At 66.5% G+C, this 18,166-nt stretch carries 12 protein-coding genes; 4 read left to right on the top strand and 8 right to left on the bottom strand.

Going from position 1 to position 18,166, the window contains the following annotated elements:
* Nucleotides 1-46: 46 nt before the first annotated feature.
* On the bottom strand, nucleotides 47-1,138 hold the full coding sequence (locus LFT46_RS14115) for a carbohydrate kinase family protein (RefSeq protein ID WP_236799057.1): 1,092 nt from the start codon (nucleotides 1,136-1,138) through the stop codon (nucleotides 47-49).
* 90 nt (nucleotides 1,139-1,228) lie between these two features.
* Between LFT46_RS14115 and LFT46_RS14120 the strand changes: the two genes are divergently transcribed.
* From LFT46_RS14120 to LFT46_RS14135, 4 genes are all read left to right on the top strand, one after another.
* Nucleotides 1,229-2,668, top strand: a complete 1,440-nt coding sequence (locus LFT46_RS14120; RefSeq protein WP_236820154.1) for a family 4 glycosyl hydrolase — start codon at nucleotides 1,229-1,231, stop codon at nucleotides 2,666-2,668.
* A gap of 64 nt (nucleotides 2,669-2,732) precedes the next feature.
* Nucleotides 2,733-3,998 carry a D-inositol-3-phosphate glycosyltransferase gene (gene mshA / locus LFT46_RS14125; RefSeq protein WP_236820155.1) on the top strand — a complete coding sequence of 422 codons (1,266 nt, stop codon included), beginning with the start codon at nucleotides 2,733-2,735 and terminating at the stop codon, nucleotides 3,996-3,998.
* 78 nt (nucleotides 3,999-4,076) lie between these two features.
* A complete protein-coding gene (locus tag LFT46_RS14130; RefSeq protein WP_236820156.1) occupies nucleotides 4,077-5,753 on the top strand; it encodes a formate--tetrahydrofolate ligase in 1,677 nt (558 codons plus the stop codon).
* A gap of 210 nt (nucleotides 5,754-5,963) precedes the next feature.
* The gene (locus LFT46_RS14135) at nucleotides 5,964-6,920 is read left to right on the top strand and encodes an endonuclease domain-containing protein (protein WP_236820157.1); all 957 of its coding nucleotides are present in this window, start codon (nucleotides 5,964-5,966) and stop codon (nucleotides 6,918-6,920) included.
* 303 nt (nucleotides 6,921-7,223) lie between these two features.
* On the opposite strand, the gene LFT46_RS14140 is transcribed toward LFT46_RS14135, so the two are convergent.
* The 7 genes from LFT46_RS14140 to LFT46_RS14170 form a co-directional block, all read right to left on the bottom strand.
* A complete protein-coding gene (locus tag LFT46_RS14140) occupies nucleotides 7,224-8,309 on the bottom strand; it encodes an inositol-3-phosphate synthase (protein WP_236799062.1) in 1,086 nt (361 codons plus the stop codon).
* Nucleotides 8,310-8,471: 162 nt separating this feature from the next.
* Nucleotides 8,472-9,512, bottom strand: coding sequence for an L-glyceraldehyde 3-phosphate reductase (gene mgrA, locus LFT46_RS14145; protein WP_236820158.1), 1,041 nt, complete (start codon nucleotides 9,510-9,512; stop codon nucleotides 8,472-8,474).
* A 101-nt stretch (nucleotides 9,513-9,613) separates the two neighbouring features.
* Nucleotides 9,614-11,383, bottom strand: a complete 1,770-nt coding sequence (gene treZ / locus LFT46_RS14150; RefSeq protein WP_236820159.1) for a malto-oligosyltrehalose trehalohydrolase — start codon at nucleotides 11,381-11,383, stop codon at nucleotides 9,614-9,616.
* Entirely contained in the window at nucleotides 11,380-13,707 is a 2,328-nt protein-coding gene (gene treY / locus LFT46_RS14155; protein WP_236820160.1) for a malto-oligosyltrehalose synthase, read from the bottom strand. Before treY ends, treZ begins: the two co-directional genes overlap by 4 nt.
* Entirely contained in the window at nucleotides 13,704-15,962 is a 2,259-nt protein-coding gene (gene glgX, locus LFT46_RS14160) for a glycogen debranching protein GlgX (RefSeq protein WP_236820161.1), read from the bottom strand. The genes treY and glgX overlap by 4 nt, the downstream gene beginning before the upstream one ends.
* A 69-nt stretch (nucleotides 15,963-16,031) precedes the next feature.
* Nucleotides 16,032-17,615 carry an NAD(P)H-hydrate epimerase gene (locus tag LFT46_RS14165; RefSeq protein WP_236820162.1) on the bottom strand — a complete coding sequence of 528 codons (1,584 nt, stop codon included), beginning with the start codon at nucleotides 17,613-17,615 and terminating at the stop codon, nucleotides 16,032-16,034.
* A 14-nt stretch (nucleotides 17,616-17,629) separates the two neighbouring features.
* On the bottom strand, nucleotides 17,630-17,977 hold the full coding sequence (locus LFT46_RS14170; RefSeq protein ID WP_236799068.1) for a holo-ACP synthase: 348 nt from the start codon (nucleotides 17,975-17,977) through the stop codon (nucleotides 17,630-17,632).
* Nucleotides 17,978-18,166 lie beyond the last annotated feature (189 nt).

An 18,166-nucleotide genomic window follows, 5' to 3' on the forward strand; every position in this document is an offset into this window, starting at 1 on the left:
CTAGTGCGGGCACTTCACGCCGAATAATCAGGGCGCCCAGCGCTGCTCAGGCATCCGACAGGTGCGCGATGGTGGCCGACGCGCGGCGCTGGGCAGCGAGCGGCACGTCGTCGATGATGTCCGTCAGGAAGCCAAAACGCCGCAGCCATTGGCTGGTCTGCCGTTCCGGGCGGGCGTTGGCGCGTTTCCACCAGTCCGCGATGTCGCCCCAGCCCGGGGCCGCCAGGGATCCGCCCACCTCCTGTACCGCCAGGGACGCGCACAGGTTGGCAAACCGCAGCCTGTCCCCCAGCGGCCAGCCGGCAAGAGTGCCGACGATAAATGCCGCGTCAAAGCAGTCACCCGCCCCGGTGGGGTCGTGTGCCTTGACCGGAAGCGACGGAACCCACTCCTCCTCCCCGGTTTCCGAGTCCACGGCCATGGCACCCTGCGCTCCGAGGGTCACCACCGCCACGGGAACGCGGTCAGCCAGTGCATAGAGGGCGCTCCACGGGTTGTCCTTGCCGGTGAAGGCCATGGCCTCGCGCTGGTTGGGCAGGAAGGCGTAAAAGTACTGCAGGTTGTCCAGCCGCACCGGAGCCCACTCCCCGCTGGGATCCCACCCCACGTCCCCGAACAGCTTCACCCCGGCCGAATGGGCAGCCCGGGCCCACGGTTCCATCTCCAGGCCCACCTCCGCAATGCCGGCGAGCGCCTTGGGCGGGTCTCCGATCAGTTCGGAGTTTGTCACCGGGGCGGAGTGCCCGTGGGTCACCAGGGAACGGTCCTGGTCCACGCAGAGGGACACGGTGACCGGAGAGTGCCAGCCCGGGACGCGGCGGGACAGGCTGAGGTCCACGTGCTCCTGGCCGGAGAGGATCTTCCAGTTGAAGTCCCCGTATCCGTCATCTCCGAAAGCAGCCGCCAAGCCGGTGCGCAGCCCCAGCCTGGCGGCGGCAATGGCCTGGTTCGCCACCCCGCCGGGGCAGCTCCCCATGCCGTCGCTCCAGACTTCGGTGCCTGGTTCGGGACCGTGCGGCAGGCCCGTGAAGATGATGTCCTGGAAAACCGTCCCGGCGAGCAGCAGGTCGAATCCAGGCTCCGCATGTGGGCGGACGGCAGCCAGCGGATCGAAGGGGCGGGCTGGCATCGCGTCCATAGTGCGCAGGATACGCCGCACCGCACTGCTCCGGTAGGGGCTTCCGAATGGCCTGGACAAGATGTCGGAGACCGGTCCTAGACTTCATCCATGCGGCTGATGATTGCCGGCGGCGGGGGTTTCCGGGTGCCGCTGATCTACCGGGCTTTGGTGTCCGGCCCCTTTTCCGGGCTGGTCACCGAACTGGTGCTGTACGACGTCGATTCCGCCCGCCTGAACGCCGTCACCTCGGTGCTGCAAAGTATGCCGGGGAGCGGGGGTGCCCGGCTTCCCGTGCATGCCACCACCGATCCTGCCGCAGCCTTGGACGGTGCCGGCGTGGTGTTCGCGGCCATCCGGCCAGGCGGCACGGCCGGGCGCATCGCCGACGAGAAGGTGGCCCAGGGCCTTGGGCTGCTGGGGCAGGAAACTACCGGCGCCGGCGGGATCTCCTACGCCCTCCGGACCATCCCGCACATGCTTGGCCTCGCCCGGCTGATGCGGGAACACTGCCCGGACGCTTCGCTGATCAACTTCACCAACCCGGCCGGAATGGTCACCCAGGCGCTCCTCCCAGTTCTGGGCCACCGTGTCCTTGGCATCTGCGACTCGGCGGGCGGGCTGGTGCAACGGGCAGCGGCCGCCGCCGGCGTTCCCTTGGCGGCGGGACGGCTCGACGGCGTGGGCTACTACGGGCTGAACCACCTGGGCTGGCTGTACCGGCTGGAGTCCGGCGGGACGGACGTGCTGCCTGGCCTGTTGGCGGACGCCGACGCCCTGCACTCGTTCGAGGAGGGCCGGCTCTTCCCGCAGCCGTTCCTGGCCGCCCTGGGCCTGCTGCCCAACGAGTACCTGTATTACTACTACCAGCGCGACGCCGCCCGGCAGGCGATCCAGGCCTTGGCACAAACCCGCGGAGAAAGCATCCACACCCAGCAGCAGGAGCTGTATCCGCGGCTGGCCGCTGCCGGGCCGGAGTCCTATCGGCTGTGGGAGGAAGCCCGGCGGTCACGTGAGGAGGGGTACCTGGCCGAAGCCCGGCATGACGGCGAGCGCCGGAATGAGGAGGACCTGGCCGGCGGCGGGTATGAACGGGTGGCGCTGGGGGCCATGCGCGCCCTGGCCGGTGGCGGGGAGGCCCAGCTGATCCTCAATGTCCGCAACGCCCTACCTGCCATGGGCAACGCGGATACCCGGGCACCCGAACCGTCCACTGCTCGCCCAAGCCCTTCCCAACCCGCCATTCCCGGTTTTCCCGCGGACGCCGTCGTCGAAGTCCCCTGCACTGTTACGGCTGACGGCGCCTTCCCGCTGCCGCAGCAGATGCCCGCCGGTGCGCAGCTCGAGTTGCTCCAGCGGGTCAAGGAGGTGGAGCGGTTCACGGTGCAGGCGGCCACCACCGGGGACCGTGCCGCAGCCCTTGAGGCCTTCGCCCGGCACCCGCTGGTGGATTCGGCAGACCTGGCCGCCAGGCTCCTGGCCGGCTACGAACAGGCTTTTCCGGATCTGGGGAAGATGTGGGAGGGCGGTGGGCGTTACGGGAAGGAGTAGTGTTTTACCGAATGCGCACTGAACCGGCTCCGTTGACGCGCGCCGGCGGCCGGAAGGAGGTCCCGTGGCACTGATCCGCAGGGTCGCTTTGCTCTCCCTCCACACCTCCCCCATGGAACAGCCCGGTTCGGGCGATGCCGGCGGAATGAACGTCTACATCCGCGAGCTGGCGTCGGCGCTGGCCGAGGCGGGCGTTGAGGTGGAGATCTTCACGCGCGCCACGTCCGTGGACCAGCCCGCCGTCGAGCATCCCGATCCCGGTGTGTGCGTGCACAACGTGCTGGCCGGACCGCCCAGGAAGATCCCCAAGGAGGAACTTCCCGGGCTGCTGCACGCCATGGTGGCGGAAATCGAGCAGATCCGCCGGCGCCAGCCGCACGGGCGCTATGACGTGATCCATTCGCACTACTGGGTGTCCGGGATCGCCGGGCTGGAGCTGTCCCAGCTGTGGGGTGTGCCGCTGGTCCACACCATGCACACGATGGCCAAGGTCAAGAACCTGCTGCTGGAGTCCGGCGAGCAACCGGAGCCGCGGCGTCGCGAGTTGGGCGAGCACCGCATCGTGGAGGGTGCGTCCAGGCTCATCGCCAACACCAGCTCCGAAGCCGCCGAGCTCGTCTCCCACTACGGCGCCACCTACGACCGCATCGATATCGCACCGCCCGGCGTCGACCTCGCCACGTTCACCCCGGCGTTCCGGGCACGGTCCAGGATGCAGCACGGCGTCAGCCCTGACACCTTCCACCTCGTCTTCGCCGGCCGGATCCAGCGACTGAAGGGTCCGCAGGTCCTGGTCAAGGCTGCCGCGTTGCTCCGGAAACGCCGCCCGGACATCGACCTGCGGGTCACCATCCTTGGCGCCTTGAGCGGCAACAAGGAATTCAACCTCCGCTGCCTGATCAAGGAGGCAGGAATGGACGACGTCGTCACGCAGCTTCCGCCCGTCAAGGCACCTGAGCTTGCGTCATGGTTCCGTGCCGCCGACGTTGTGGTGATGCCTTCCTTCAGCGAATCCTTCGGGCTTGTGGCCCTCGAGGCGCAGGCCTGCGGTACGCCGGTGGTGGCCACCCGGGTGGGCGGACTGTCCCGCGCCATTTTCCACGGCCGCACAGGCCTCCTGGTGGACGGCCACCACGCTTCCGACTGGGCCGACGCCTTGGAAGCCCTGTACGACGACCCCGCCACCCGCGAGGACCTAGGCCGGGCCGCTGCCATCCGGGCACAGAGCTCCGGCTGGCAGCGCACTGCCGCCATCACGCTGGAGAGCTACCATGCCGCCGTCGACAGCTTTGTGGGCCGCCGCCTGGCCCCGGTGGTGCCTGCTTCCTGACGTTCCTTCGTCCTTCGCCCCGCTGCTGTTAGCTTAGGGGCAGGTCTCCGGCGCGGGCCGGTGCAGGAAAGGACAAGGATGTCAGCGTTTCCTTCTGATCTTGAAATAGCACGTGCTGCCCGGATCCGGCCGATCGGGGACATTGCAGCTGCCGCAGGGGTTAACGCCGACGCCCTGGAGATGTACGGGCGGTATAAGGCGAAGATCGATCCGGGCCGCCTCGCTGCCCCCGCTCCGCACGGCAAGGTGGTGCTGGTCTCGGCCATGTCACCCACCCCGGCGGGCGAGGGCAAATCCACCACCACAGTGGGCCTGGCGGACTCCCTGGCCCGGGCCGGGCACAAGGTGATGATCGCACTGCGGGAGCCCTCGCTGGGACCGGTGCTGGGCATGAAGGGCGGCGCCACCGGAGGGGGATATTCACAGGTGCTGCCCATGGACGAGATCAACCTGCATTTCACCGGGGACTTCCACGCGATCACGTCAGCCAATAATGCGCTGATGGCCTTGGTGGACAACCACATCTACCAAGGCAACGCGCTCAACATCGATCCGCGCCGGATGACGTTCAAGCGCGTGCTCGACATGAACGACCGGTCCCTGCGCGAGGTGGTGATTGGTCTGGGCGGGCCGACCCAGGGCGTGCCGCGGCAGGACGGGTTCGACATCACCGTGGCCTCGGAGGTCATGGCGGTTTTCTGCCTGGCCACCGATCTGGCTGACCTGCGCACCCGCCTGGGGCGCATCACGTTCGGTTACACCTATGACCGGAAACCCGTGACGGTGGCCGACCTAGGCGTGGAGGGCGCCTTGACGCTGCTCCTCAAGGAGGCGGTCAAGCCCAACCTGGTGCAGACCATCGCCGGCACGCCCGCGCTGGTACATGGCGGCCCCTTCGCGAACATTGCGCATGGCTGCAACTCGCTGATCGCCACGCAGACCGCCCGGCGGTTGGCGGACATCGTGGTCACCGAGGCCGGCTTCGGGGCGGACCTGGGGGCGGAGAAGTTCATGGACATCAAGGCGCGGTACGGCGGCCTGGCACCGTCCGCCGTCGTGGTGGTGGCTACCATTCGGGCCCTGAAAATGCAGGGCGGAGTGGCCAAGGACCAGCTGACCCGGCCGGATATCCCTGCACTGGAAGCCGGCGTGGCCAACCTGCGCCGGCACATGCGCAACGTGGAGAAATTCGGGGTCACGCCGGTGGTGGCCATCAATCAGTTCTCGTCCGATTCGCCCGAGGAACTGGACTGGCTGCTGGCATGGTGCGCTGCGGAGGGCGTACGGGCAGCGGTTGCGGATGTGTGGGGCCGCGGCGGCGGTGGCGATGGCGGCGACGAACTCGCGGCATTGGTGGCGCAGGCATTGGAGGCGCCCAGCAGCTTCCGGCACCTGTACCCGCTCGAGCTGCCTGTGGAGGACAAGATCCGCACCATCGCCCAGGAAATCTACGGTGCCGACGGGGTGGACTTCTCCGTTCCGGCGCTGAAGCGGTTGGCCGATATCGAGCGGAACGGGTGGGGCTCCCTGCCGGTCTGCATGGCCAAGACGCAGTACTCGTTCACGGACGACGCCTCCCGGCTGGGTGCCCCTAAGGGTTTCACGATCCATGTCCGCGACCTGCTGCCCAAGACCGGCGCGGGCTTCATCGTCGCCCTGACGGGGGCCGTGATGACCATGCCGGGCCTCCCGGCCGCCCCGGCCGCCCTGCGGATGGACGTGGACGCAGAAGGCAACCCCGTCGGCCTCACCTAGCACCCCCGCTCACCTCTGGCCCGCCTTTCAAAAACCCCCGCTCACCTTCTGCTTCTTTTCCAGGAACGCCCGCTCACCTTTCGCAGCTCTTTTAGGAACGCCCGCTCACCTTTCGCAGCTCTTTTAGGAACGCCCGCTCACGTTCTACCCTGTGCTGGGCACCTGTGGATAACTTCAAACTGACTCCAGCTGTTTGTATGAGAATGCAGTATGCGATCCCGCCCGCCCCTACCCGAGCAATTGGCCAGCAGCCCTTTCACGCTTGAGAATTCCAGGAATGCCGGACTGCATCGCAACCGCTTGCGAGGCAGGGATATTCAGCACATCAGCCGGGGACTCTACCGTCCTGCCAACTGGGACTTCTGCCTGGAGGATGCTGCCCGCGCCCTTTCCGAAGCGACGCCCGGAGCATGGATTTCGCACGTGACCGCGGCCAGAATCCGAGGTTCTCTTCTGCCCGCATGGCTCTCAGACTCCAACGCGCTGCATCTCAGCAAGTCCACTGCCCTTCCCGGAGCGCGGAGAAAGGGAATCCATGGCCACCGGGTCATTGTGAAGCCCGGTGAGGTCGAGTTCGTCGAGGGAATTTGGCTGAGCACCAGGGCGCGAACCTGGTTGGACATGGCACGGCAGCTGCCTTTGAACGACTTGGTGGCCATGGGAGACCAACTCGTCCGGACACCCCGCCCAGAACTTGAGGGCAGGAAGGGCGCCTACTCAACCGTTGAGGATCTGCGGTGTTTGGTCGCCCGACACCCAAATCTTCAGGGCGTTGTTCGTGCCAGGCAAGCGCTGGACCTGATCCGGGTCGGATCTGATTCCGCGCCAGAAACGTTTCTTCGATTGTCCATGCTGGACGCAGGCCTTCCCGAACCCGAGTTGCAGGTTGGGCTTCGCCCAGGGGACGCGCGATCGCCGTCTGCTGACCTCGGCTTTCGACGACGGAGAGTTGCAATCCAGTACGACGGCGGCCATCACCTATTGGAGCCGCAGCGCCTGAGTGATCGGCGCAGGGACAAGGCCTTCGGAGCGGCTGGGTGGACTGTCGTCATTGTCGACAAGGCCGATCAGGAAGATGATTTTGCGGCTGCCATCAACAAGATCAAGCGGGCTTTGAGTAGTTCAACGGTCGATCCCTCAATCAGCTCGGGGTTCGCCAGCAAGTAATTCAGCAGCTCTTGCCTTTCGCGCCTCTGAACCTCATTCCGGCCCTTTTGCGCCTGCGAGAAGACCGCACGTTTAGTATCCGGAACAAGTCCAGCTAGCGTGAGGGCGTCCCGCCAAGACATACCCAACATGAGCGGGGGTTGGAGAAAACCCAGCCAAAAGTGAGCGGGCGTTCCTGAAAGACAAATCAGAGGTGAGCGGGGGTTAGTAGAAGGCGTGTCAGAAGTGAGCGGGCGTGTTAACGGAGGATGCTCCCCCACCGGGTGAACCGGTGAGGGAGCGACTGAAAGGGGTACGAAAGGGTTAGCGCTCCACGTCGCCGCGGATGAAGGCTTCGACCTTTTCGCGGGCGAGGTCGTCGTTGAACTGCTCCGGCGGGGACTTCATGAAGTAGCTCGACGCCGACAGCAGCGGCCCGCCGATGCCACGGTCCAGGCCGATCTTCGCCGCACGGATCGCATCGATGATCACACCGGCAGAGTTCGGCGAATCCCACACCTCCAGCTTGTACTCCAGCGACACGGGGGCGTCACCGAAGTTCCGGCCCTCCAGGCGGACAAAGGCCCACTTCCGGTCATCGAGCCACTGCACGTAATCGGACGGGCCGATGTGCACGTCCTTGGCGGCCAGCTCGGCCTCAACGTTGGAGGTCACGGCCTGGGTCTTGGAAATCTTCTTGGACTCCAGCCGGTCACGCTCCAGCATGTTCTTGAAGTCCATGTTCCCGCCAACGTTCAGCTGGTACGTCCGGTCCAGGGTCACACCACGGTCTTCGAACAGCTTCGCCATCACGCGGTGCGTGATGGTGGCACCGATCTGGCTCTTGATGTCATCGCCCACGATGGGCACGCCGGCGGCGGTGAACTTGTCAGCCCACTCCTTGGTCCCGGCAATGAAGACCGGCAGGGCGTTCACGAACGCCACCCCGGCGTCGATCGCTGCCTGGGCGTAGAACTCGGCAGCCTGCTGTGAACCGACGGGCAGGTAGCAGACCATCACATCCACCTGGGCGTCCTTCAGGGCCTGGACCACGTCCACGGGCTCTTCGGTGGACTGCTCGATGGTCTCCAGGTAGTACTTCCCCAGCCCGTCCAGGGTGTGGCCGCGCTGGACCGTCACGCCGGTGGGGGGAACGTCGGCGATCTTGATGGTGTTGTTCTCACTGGCAGTAATGGCATCGGCAAGGTCAACGCCGACCTTCTTGCCGTCCACGTCAAACGCGGCGACAAACTCAACATCACCCACGTGGTACTGGCCAAACTCAACATGCATCAGGCCCGGAACGGTATCCGCCGGATCGGCGTCCTTGTAGTACTGAACGCCCTGCACCAGCGAGGCAGCGCAGTTACCCACGCCAACGATTGCAACACGAATGGGATGTGAAGACACAGAACTCCTTTGGGGACAAACGTCAGCCTGCCTGGTTTGCCTCCGAGTAATGGACGACGGCGGCCGGCTGGCTTGGCGCCACGCGGCGCCTTTTCATACTACCCAAGGAGCGGGGCCGGGCGTTGTCACGCCCGGCCCCGCTCCGTAAAAGAAAAACCTGGGTCAGGCGTTCTGCTTCCAGAGGTTGATGTCCGACTCCACCGCGAATTCGTCGATGGCGGTCAGTTCCTCGTCAGAGAAGCTGAGGTTGTTGATGGCGGACAGGCTGTCCTCCAGCTGCCGGACACTTGAGGCACCGATCAACGCAGATGTCACGGGCGAACCCTTCGGCTGGTCACGCAGGATCCAGGCGATGGCCATCTGGGCCAGTGTCTGTCCGCGGCCTTCGGCGATCTTCCGCAGTCCGCGGACCCGATCCAGTTTCTCCTCCGTAATGGACTCTTCGGAGAGGAAACGGGCCTTTGCTGCGCGCGAGTCGGCGGGAATGCCGTGGAAGTAGCGGTCCGTGAGCATCCCCTGCGCCAGGGGCGAGAAGGCGATGGAGCCGGCGGCCACCTGGTCCAGCACCTCGTACAGGTTGGGTGATCCGTCTTCGGTCCAGCGGTTGAGCATGGAGTAGCTGGGCTGGTGGATCAGCAGCGGCGTGCCGAGTTCCTTGAGGATGCGGGCCGCCTCGAGGGTCTGCTCCGGGGTGTAGGAGGAGATGCCGGCGTAGAGCGCCTTGCCCGAGCGGACGGCGTAGTCCAGGGCACCCATGGTTTCCTCCATGGGCGTCTCGGGGTCGTGGCGGTGGCTATAGAAGATGTCCACGTAGTCAAGGCCCATGCGCTGCAGCGACTGGTCCAGGCTGGAGATCAGGTATTTGCGGGAGCCCCATTCACCGTAGGGGCCGGGCCACATGTAGTAGCCGGCCTTGGTGGAGATGACCAGTTCGTCCCGGTACGGCTTGAAGTCATCCTTGAGATGGCGGCCGAAGTTGGTCTCGGCCGATCCGTCCGGCGGACCGTAGTTGTTGGCGAGGTCGAAGTGGTTTACCCCGAGGTCGAAGGCGCGCCGGAGGATGTCGCGCTGGTCCTCGAAGCGCTTGTCGTCCCCGAAGTTGTGCCACAGGCCCAAGGAGATGGCCGGGAGCTTGAGGCCGCTGCGGCCCACCCGGCGGTAGGGCATGGATTCGTAGCGGTTGTCCGCTGCAATATAAGTCATACGTTCCATCCTGCCAGTTGTGACCCGCGGTACACGGGACGTTGTTAGCGCTAAGAAGAAAAGTTACGCCGGGGACGAATGCCCCCGGCGTAACTCCTGCTTCAGGACTTGAGGATCGCGGCACTCCACGGCGCCAGGGCAAGGGAGCCGCCGTCCAGCGCGTTGCCCCCATCGGTGGCCAGGAGGAGGTCGCCGGCCGCATCGTCCAGCCGGACCTTGGCGTCCGACAGGTTCACCAGCACCTCGACGGAACCGCGCCGGAAGCGCAGCCAGCCGGCGTCGTCGTCGAACGAAACCTCTGTCTCACCGAACCCAAGGCCCGCCAGGTCCGGATGCTGGCGGCGCAGCGCCGTCAGCGACCGGTACAGCTCCAGCAGCCGCGCATGGTCACCCGTGGAAGCCTCGGACCAGTTCAGCTTGGACCTGCGGAAGGTTTCCGGGTCCTGCGGGTCAGGCACGACGGCGGGATCCCACCCCATGCGCTCGAATTCCTTGATGCGCCCTTCCGCGGTGGCCTTTCCTAGCTCCGGTTCGGGGTGCGAGGTGAAGAACTGCCACGGCGTGGTGGCCCCGTATTCCTCGCCCATGAACAGCATGGGCGAGAACGGAGAGGTCAGCGTGAGCACCGCGGCTACGGCAAGCTGCCCGTAGGACAGGGACTGCGAAAGCCTGTCCCCCGTGGCCCGGTTGCCGATCTGGTCGTGGTTCTGGTTGCAGACCACCAGCGCCGCCGGGTGCACCAGCGAGGCGTTGATGGGCCGGCCGTGGTGGCGGCCGCGGAAGCTGGAGTAACTGCCATCGTGCAGGAACCCGTCCTTCAGCACCTTGGCGAGCACGGCCAGGGACTCGAAATCGGAGTAGTAACCCGTGGTTTCGCCGCTGACGCTGACGTGCACCGCGTGGTGAAAGTCGTCGCTCCACTGCCCGGCCAGTCCGTACCCGTTGACGTCGCGGGGGTAGATCAGGCGCGGGTTATTCAGGTCGGATTCCGCGATGAGGGTCTTGGGCAGTCCGGTCTCAGCCGAAATGGCGTCGCCCAGGGCCCCCAGGTCCTCCAGGATGTGCATGGCACGCTCATCGCGGAGCGCGTGCACGGCATCGAGACGGAGCCCGTCCACGTGGTACTCGCGCAGCCACAGGGCCGCGTTGTCCAGGATGTACTCCCGGACCACGTCGGAGCCAGGTCCATCCAGGTTCACCGAGTCACCCCAGGTGTTGGCGTCGCCCTGCTTCAGATACGGGCCGAACTTGGGGAGGTAGTTGCCGCTGGGCCCCAGGTGGTTGTACACCACGTCCTGGATGACGCCGAGACCTGCCCCGTGGGCGGCGTCGACGAACCGCTGGTACGCAGCAGGCCCGCCGTAGCCTTCATGCACGGTGTACCACTGGACGCCGTCGTAACCCCAGTTGTGAGTCCCGTTGAAACCGTTGACCGGCAGCAGTTCGATGAAGTCGATGCCCAGGTCCACCAGGTAGCCGAGCTTCTCCACCGCGGCATCGAGGGTTCCTTCGGACGTGAAGGTGCCCACGTGGAGTTCGTAAATGACGGCTCCCTGCAGGTCCTTGCCGCGCCAGCCGGAATCCTGCCAGGCGTAGGCGGCCGGATCGTAGGTCCGGGACTGCTCGTGGACGCCGGCGGGCAGCCGCCGGGACCGCGGATCCGGAACAGGGGTGGTGTCCCCGTCCAGCAGGTAGCCGTAGTCCACGTCCCCGTCCGCCGGGGCCTCGGGCGCCGTCCACCATCCTTCGGAGCCGGGCGCCGTTTCCTTCTGCTGCATGGGGTACTGCCGGCCGTCAGCCACCAGTACCACCGACGAAACGTCCGGCGCCCACACATCGAAGCGTTCGGGTCCAACGTTGACCAGGGTCATGCTTTTTCTCCATCCACAGGTGCCAGCAGGGCCACGGGATAGGTACCCAGGACCTCCGCGACCGAAACCTGGCCGGGTCCGTAGCTGGCTCCCGTGAGTTCGTCGCGCATGGCAGTGGAAAGGTCGACGGCGGTGTCCCGCCACCCGCCGCTGGCTTCCAGTCCGGCGGGGAGCCGAGTGGCCAGCGTGAGGGCACCGGAGGAGGCGTCGGTCCCGCGGCTGAACGCGAGCAGGTGCCCGGCCGCTGCGCCGGTGGCGCCCACCGGCACATATCCCTGGAACAGCTCAGGACGGTCCCGGCGCAGGCGCAGTGCCCGTGAGGTGACCAGAAGCTTGCTGGCCTCGGTGCCTGCGTCCGGCAACTCGCCGGCGTCGAGCTTTGCCAGCTCCTCCTGCCGGGCACCAAAGTCCACGGGCCGGCGGTTGTCCGGGTCCGTAAGCGAACGTTCCCAGAACTCGCTGCCCTGGTAGACGTCGGGCACGCCGGGCATGGTCAGCTGGACCAGCTTGGCGGAGACCGAGTTGGCCGCGGAGAAGGCGTCGATCCGGGCCACGAAGTCCGTGACCACCTTGGCGACCTTGGCGTCGTCGAAGACTGCATCGACGGCGGCCTTCACCTTGGATTCAAACTCCTCGTTGGGGTCGGTCCACTTGGTGGAGTTGCCGGCTTCCCGCGCGGCCTTTTCCGCGTAGCCCTGCAGCCGTTCCCGGCTTGCCGGCCACGCGCCGACGATCGCCTGCCACAGCAGGTTCTCGTACGGTCCGTCCGGGATCGGCGCCAGCTTACGAAGCTCCGCCAGCGTTTCGGCCCACTCCTCCGGCAGCTCGGCGATAACCGAGATCCGGGCCCTGGCGTCCTCGCTGCGTTTGGTGTCGTGCGTGGACAGCGTGGTCATGGACAGCGGCAGCTCCTGCTGGCGGCGCTGCATCCGCTGGTGGAATTCCTCCGGAGACACGGCGAACTCGGTGGGTTCAGCACCCACTTCGGTCAGCGTGCCCAGCCGGGTGTAGCGGTAGAACGCGGTGTCCTCCACGCCCTTGGCCATGACCATGCCGGAGGTCTGCTGGAACCGGATGGCGATGGCGTTGGCGGGATCCAGCAGCAGCGGGAGAAGGGTCCCCACTGCCACTTCCAGGTCCGGCCGGTGCGCGGCGGCTGATTCGCACGCCTCCTTGAGGACGTCGGCGCCCACGGGCAGGTAGGACCGGTACACCGGGAAGGACGCAATAATCTCCGCGATGGCATCCGCTGCCTGGTCCACGCTGAGCCCGTGGGATTCGGGAACCAGCCGCGCCAGCCGCAGCACCTCGGAGCGCAGGATGCCGTCGGCGATCATGCGCTTGGTGCCGCGGATCATCTCGGCGTAGTCGGCTGGCTCGGAGGTACCCCGAAGGGAAGCGTCCAGCGCATCCAGCTCCGGCTGCCCGGCCGGGTCAACGAAGACCCGGTCCACGTCAGCCAGCGCGTCGTATCCGGTGGTCCCTTCGCAGGCAAAGTCCTGCGGCAGCTCCTCGCCCGGCTCCAGGATCTTTTCCACGAGGACGTACGCGCCCCCGCTGAGGTCCTTGAGCCAGCGGAGGTAGCCGGCGGGATCGGCAAGGCCGTCCGGGTGGTCCACACGGAGCCCGTCCACCAGGCCCTCGGTGAACCAGCGGCCCACCTCGGCATGCGCCTTTTCGAAGACGGAGGGAACCTCCACCCGGATGCCGGCCAGCGTGGTGACCGCGAAGAAGCGGCGGTAGTTCAGCTCGGCGTCGGCGCGGCGCCAGTCCATCAGCTGGTAGTGCTGGCGGCTGTGCACGTCCTGCGGCGAGTCACCTTCGCTGTACGTGCCCTCGGCCAGCGGGAACCGGTGGTCGTAGTAGCGGAGCTCGCCGTCCTTGACCTCCAGCTTGTCCAGGTCATCGTCCGAGCCCAGCATCGGGAGCCGGACCTTTCCGCCGCCCAGGTCCCAGTCGACGTCGAACGCTTCGGCGTAGGGCGACTCGCGGCCCTCCTTGAGCAGGGACCACCACCAGGGGTTCTGCACGGGAGTGGCCACGCCCACGTGGTTGGGAACGATGTCCACCAGGACGCCCATGCCGTGTTCGCGGGCGGCCTTGGACAGGGCCAGCAGGCCTTCCGGGCCGCCGCGGTCCGGGTCCACGGCGGAAGGATCGGTCACGTCGTAGCCGTGGTCCGAGCCCATTTCCGCGGTGAGGATGGGCGACAGGTACACCCAGTCGACGCCGAGGTCCTTCAGGTATGGGACCTTGTCGGCGGCGTCGAACAGGGTGAAGCTGCTGCGAATCTGGAAGCGGTAAGTGGAGACCGGGGTCCTCATGCCTTGGCTTCCTCGTCGGCGCCCGTTGCCCTTGCCTCGCTTGCTTCCGCGGCCTTGGTCTGGGCTTCCACCATTTCCTCCTGTGCTTCCTCCTGCTCGGCCATCGAGGCAAGCGAGGCGGCTGCGGAGTAGTCGACCTCTTCCTCCGGGCCCGAGTAGGCGCGCAGCACCACCATCGACTTGGCCTGCAGCTTCAGCGTGGCGCCGGCCTTGAGGGGTTCATAGTCGTCGGCCTGGGCAGCGGTATCGAACTGCACCTCCCAGTACTGCGAGTACTCCTCAGCGGGAAGGCAAAAGTCCACTTCGTCATCGTGGGCGTTGAAGGCCATGATGAAGCTGTCATCGGTGATCCTGCGGCCGCGCGAATCCTTTTCCTGGATGCCGTCGCCGTTATAGAACACGCCAATGGTCCGGCCGAAGCCACTCCCCCAGTCCTCGGGCAGCATTTCGGTACCGTCGGTCTTCAGCCAGACGATGTCCGGCAGCTTTTCGCCCTCGCCACGACGGACCGGGCGGCCGTCGAAGAAGCGGCTGCGGCGGAAGGTGGGGTGGTCGTGGCGGAGCTTGTTGACGAAGGCGGTGAACTCCACCAGGGGCTGATCCATGGCTTCCCAGTGGATCCAGCTGAGCTCGGAATCCTGGCAGTAGGTGTTGTTGTTACCCTGCTGCGTGCGGCCCAGTTCATCGCCATGCAGCAGCATGGGGACGCCCTGGGAGAGCAGCAACGTGCCAATGAAGTTCCGCTGCTGACGGGCGCGCAGGGACAGAACGGTTTCATCATCCGTGTCGCCTTCCACGCCGCAGTTCCAGGAGCGGTTGTGCGATTCGCCGTCGTTGTTGCCTTCGCCGTTGGCCTCGTTGTGCTTCTCGTTGTAGGACACCAGGTCCCGCATGGTGAAGCCGTCGTGCGCGGTGACGAAGTTGATCGACGCCACGGGGCGGCGGGCCGAGCTTTCGTACAGATCGGCGGAGCCGGTCAGGCGGGATGCGAACTCGCCCAAGGTAGAAGGCTCGCCGCGCCAGAAGTCGCGGACGGTGTCGCGGAACTTGCCGTTCCATTCCGTCCACTGCGGCGGGAAGTTGCCTACCTGGTAGCCGCCGGGACCGACGTCCCACGGCTCGGCGATCAGCTTGACCTGGGAAACTACCGGGTCCTGCTGGATGAGTTCGAAGAAGGTGGAGAGCTTGTCCACATCGTAGAACTCACGGGCCAGGGTGGAGGCGAGGTCGAAGCGGAAGCCGTCCACGTGCATTTCGGTGACCCAGTAGCGCAGGGAATCCATGAGCAGCTGCAGGGAGTGCGGGTGGCGGACGTTCAGCGAGTTGCCGGTGCCGGTGTAGTCCATGTAGTGCTTGCAGTCGTTGTCCACCAGGCGGTAGTAGGCCTGGTTGTCGATGCCCTTGAAGGACAGCGTGGGGCCCAAGTGATTGCCCTCGGCTGTGTGGTTGTAGACAACGTCGAGGATCACTTCGATGCCGGCACGGTGCAGGTCGCGGACCATGGCTTTGAATTCCTGGACCTGGTGTCCCACGTCGCCCGTTGCGCTGTAGGTGTTCTGCGGCGCGAAGAAGCCGATGGTGTTGTAGCCCCAGTAGTTGTTGAGGCCCTTCTCCACCAGGGTGCCGTCGTTGACGAACTGGTGGACAGGCATGAGCTCGATGGCGGTGACGCCGAGCTTCTTCATATGCTCGATCACGGCGGGGTGCGCAACACCTGCGTAAGTTCCGCGCTGCTCTTCGGGGATCTCCGGGTGCAGTTCGGTGAGGCCCTTGACGTGTGCTTCGTAGATGACCGACTGGTGGTACGGAATCTTCAGCTGGCGGTCGCCGTCCCACTCGAAGAACGGGTTGATGACAACGCCGTGCATTGTGTGGGGCGCGGAATCGGCGTCGTTGCGGGAGTCGGGGTCGCCGAACTCGTAGGAGAAGAGCGCGGGATCCCAGTCGATCTGCCCCTGGATGGCCTTGGCATAGGGGTCCATCAGCAGCTTGTTGGGGTTGAAGCGGTTGCCGCTTTCGGGATCGTACGGCCCGTGCACGCGGTAGCCGTACTTCTGGCCGGGCTGGATGTGGGGCAGGTAGCAGTGCCACACGTAGCCGTCCACTTCGGTCAGCTCAATCCGGGTTTCAGTCAGGTCATCGGCCAGGAGGCAGAGTTCGACCCGCTCGGCCCGTTCGCTGAACAAGGCAAAGTTAGTGCCGGTGCCGTCAAAGGTAGCTCCCAGCGGGTAGGCATTTCCAGGCCAGACTTCCATCGTGCTCCTCATTTATTGGTCAGCAGCAGAGGACATCAGGGCGCCCCTACTGCTGGTGCGAACTAATGCCTACCGTAGTGGTTGGCTGTGACTATTACGTTTCCAAGCTTCATGTTTACTAAGCATGCTGACTTTACCCCAAATTTCGGGTAGGGCATCCGCAACGCGGCCTGCGGTGATCGGCCCGCCAGACACAGCCTCCGACGCCGCCCTCCCCGCCTGGCCGTGCAGGGCAGCGCCAAGTGCGGCGATGGCGGCCCACCGCCCGTCCGGTTCCACGCCCAGCTTCCGGAAGCGGCCGACGTCGGACCCCGCCTGGGCCAGCAGCGCACCAATGACGCCGGCCAGCACGTCCCCGCTGCCGGCAGTGGCGAGCCACGGCGTCCCGTCCGCCTGGCTGTAAGTAGCGCCCCAAGGGGCGGCGACGAGAGTCGTGGCGCCCTTGAGCAGGACGGTGGCGCCAGTGCGGTCAGCCGCATGGCGCACCGCAGCGAGCGTCCCTGCTTCCACCGCTTCCCGGTCCTCCCCGCGGCCCAGTCGCTGGAACAGCGACGCGAGCTCACCGGCGTGCGGCGTCAGCACCACGTGCGGGGCCAGGATTGCGGGCAGTGCAGGCAGCGCGCCGGCGTCGGCCACGACCGGAAGGTCCGACGCAATGGCGTCCCGGGCACGGGTCAGCTGTTCATGGTCATGCGGCCCCATGCCGGAGCCCACCAACCAGGCCTGGACCCGGTTTTCGGCAACGGTCCCGGTGCTGCAGACAACCTCGGGGCAGGATTGGCGGACCAGGTGGGCCACCGACGGCGGGCCCAGGTACCGGACCATGCCCACCCCTGCCGCCAGGGCACCGCGGCAGGCAAGCACTGCGGCGCCCGGGTAGTCCTCGGACCCGGCCACCACACCCAGCACGCCGCGGGAGTACTTCTGGGCGCGCCGGGCCGGGTGCGGCAGGAGGCGTGCCAGGTCGGGGCCCTCGAGGCGGCGCAGGGCAGGACGGGGCAGGTGCTCCTCGATCCCAATCGGTACCACCCGGACGCGGCCGGCATAGTCTGCGCCGGGATCGGCCAGCAACCCTGACTTTGCCCCGCCGAACGTCACGGTCAGATCAGCCGGCAGGACCGGGCCTGCAGCCTCGCCGGTATCGGCGTCCACTCCGCTGGGAAGGTCGCAGGCCACCACAAGGCCGTGGCGGTCTGCGTCCGTGATGGCCACTACCAGGTCCGCGGCACTCCCCCGCAGCCCGCCCTGGGCGCCGGTCCCCAGGACGGCATCAATCACGACGTCGGCCGCCGCGGCTTCGTCGGCCAGTCCCGGCAGTGCCGCTTCGGTGAGCCGGTGCACCCTGCCGCCGGCACGCTCAAACGCCCCGAGGCCGGCCGGGTGGGCGGCATCCCCGGTGAGTACCGCCGTCGTCCGCATCCCACGGGCCGCGAGGAAAGCGGCGGCGTACAGGCCGTCCCCGCCGTTGTTGCCTTTGCCCGCCAGCACCACAACGCGGGCACCGTTCAGGCGGGTGCCGCGGTCCCTGAGTTCATGGACGACGGCGTTGGCCAGCCCGTGCGCGGCGCGCTGCATGAGCATGTCCCCCAGTCCGGCGGCCAGGAGGGGTTCCTCCGCTTCGCGGACCTGCGTTCCGGTATAGGCGCTGATCATGGCGTCCGCCCGGCTCAGCCCTCGGCCAGGACCGTGGCCGTGGCGATTCCGCCGTCGTGGCTAATGGACAGGTGCCAGCGCTTCACGCCCTTGGCCTCGGCTACCGCCAGGACCGTCCCTTTCACCTGGACGGTAGGGCCGTTCTGGTCGAGGCCGATCCAGCAGTCCTGCCAGTTCATGCCGGCAGGGGCGCCCAGCACCTTTGCTACCGCTTCCTTCGCGGCGAACCGGGCAGCCAGGGACCGGGTGTTCAGCTCCCGTTCCGCAGGTACGAACAGGCGGTCCTTCAAACCCGGCGTCCGTTCCAGCTGGCGGCCGAACCGCTCGATGTCTACTACGTCTACCCCAATGCCAACGATCATGCGGTTCATTCTACGGTCGCACCCCTCCGCGGGGAGCCGGTCCACGCCGCTGGCCCCGGCTGTCCGCCATCAGCGGAAAACGTGACTTTCGGGCTGGCCGCGCGGAGCGCACCCTGACATCCCGGGGCCTTCAGTGGCCGGAGCGGGCCAGAAGTTACGCACACCCGCCCGGCCCCAGATATTAAGTTT

Origin of the sequence: Arthrobacter sp. FW306-07-I, assembly GCF_021800405.1 — a bacterium.
In the GTDB taxonomy this organism is placed as follows: Bacteria; Actinomycetota; Actinomycetes; order Actinomycetales; family Micrococcaceae; genus Arthrobacter.

Excerpts from the sequence above, each read along its gene's own strand:
- LFT46_RS14115 (WP_236799057.1), bottom strand. The coding sequence starts at position 1,138 with ATGGACGCGATGCCAGCCCGCCCCTTCGATCCGCTGGCTGCCGTCCGC.
- LFT46_RS14120 (WP_236820154.1), top strand. The coding sequence starts at position 1,229 with ATGCGGCTGATGATTGCCGGCGGCGGGGGTTTCCGGGTGCCGCTGATC.
- LFT46_RS14130 (WP_236820156.1), top strand. The coding sequence starts at position 4,077 with ATGTCAGCGTTTCCTTCTGATCTTGAAATAGCACGTGCTGCCCGGATC.
- LFT46_RS14135 (WP_236820157.1), top strand. The coding sequence starts at position 5,964 with ATGCGATCCCGCCCGCCCCTACCCGAGCAATTGGCCAGCAGCCCTTTC.
- mgrA (WP_236820158.1), bottom strand. The coding sequence starts at position 9,512 with ATGACTTATATTGCAGCGGACAACCGCTACGAATCCATGCCCTACCGC.
- treZ (WP_236820159.1), bottom strand. The coding sequence starts at position 11,383 with ATGACCCTGGTCAACGTTGGACCCGAACGCTTCGATGTGTGGGCGCCG.
- treY (WP_236820160.1), bottom strand. The coding sequence starts at position 13,707 with ATGAGGACCCCGGTCTCCACTTACCGCTTCCAGATTCGCAGCAGCTTC.
- glgX (WP_236820161.1), bottom strand. The coding sequence starts at position 15,962 with ATGGAAGTCTGGCCTGGAAATGCCTACCCGCTGGGAGCTACCTTTGAC.
- LFT46_RS14165 (WP_236820162.1), bottom strand. The coding sequence starts at position 17,615 with ATGATCAGCGCCTATACCGGAACGCAGGTCCGCGAAGCGGAGGAACCC.
- LFT46_RS14170 (WP_236799068.1), bottom strand. The coding sequence starts at position 17,977 with ATGATCGTTGGCATTGGGGTAGACGTAGTAGACATCGAGCGGTTCGGC.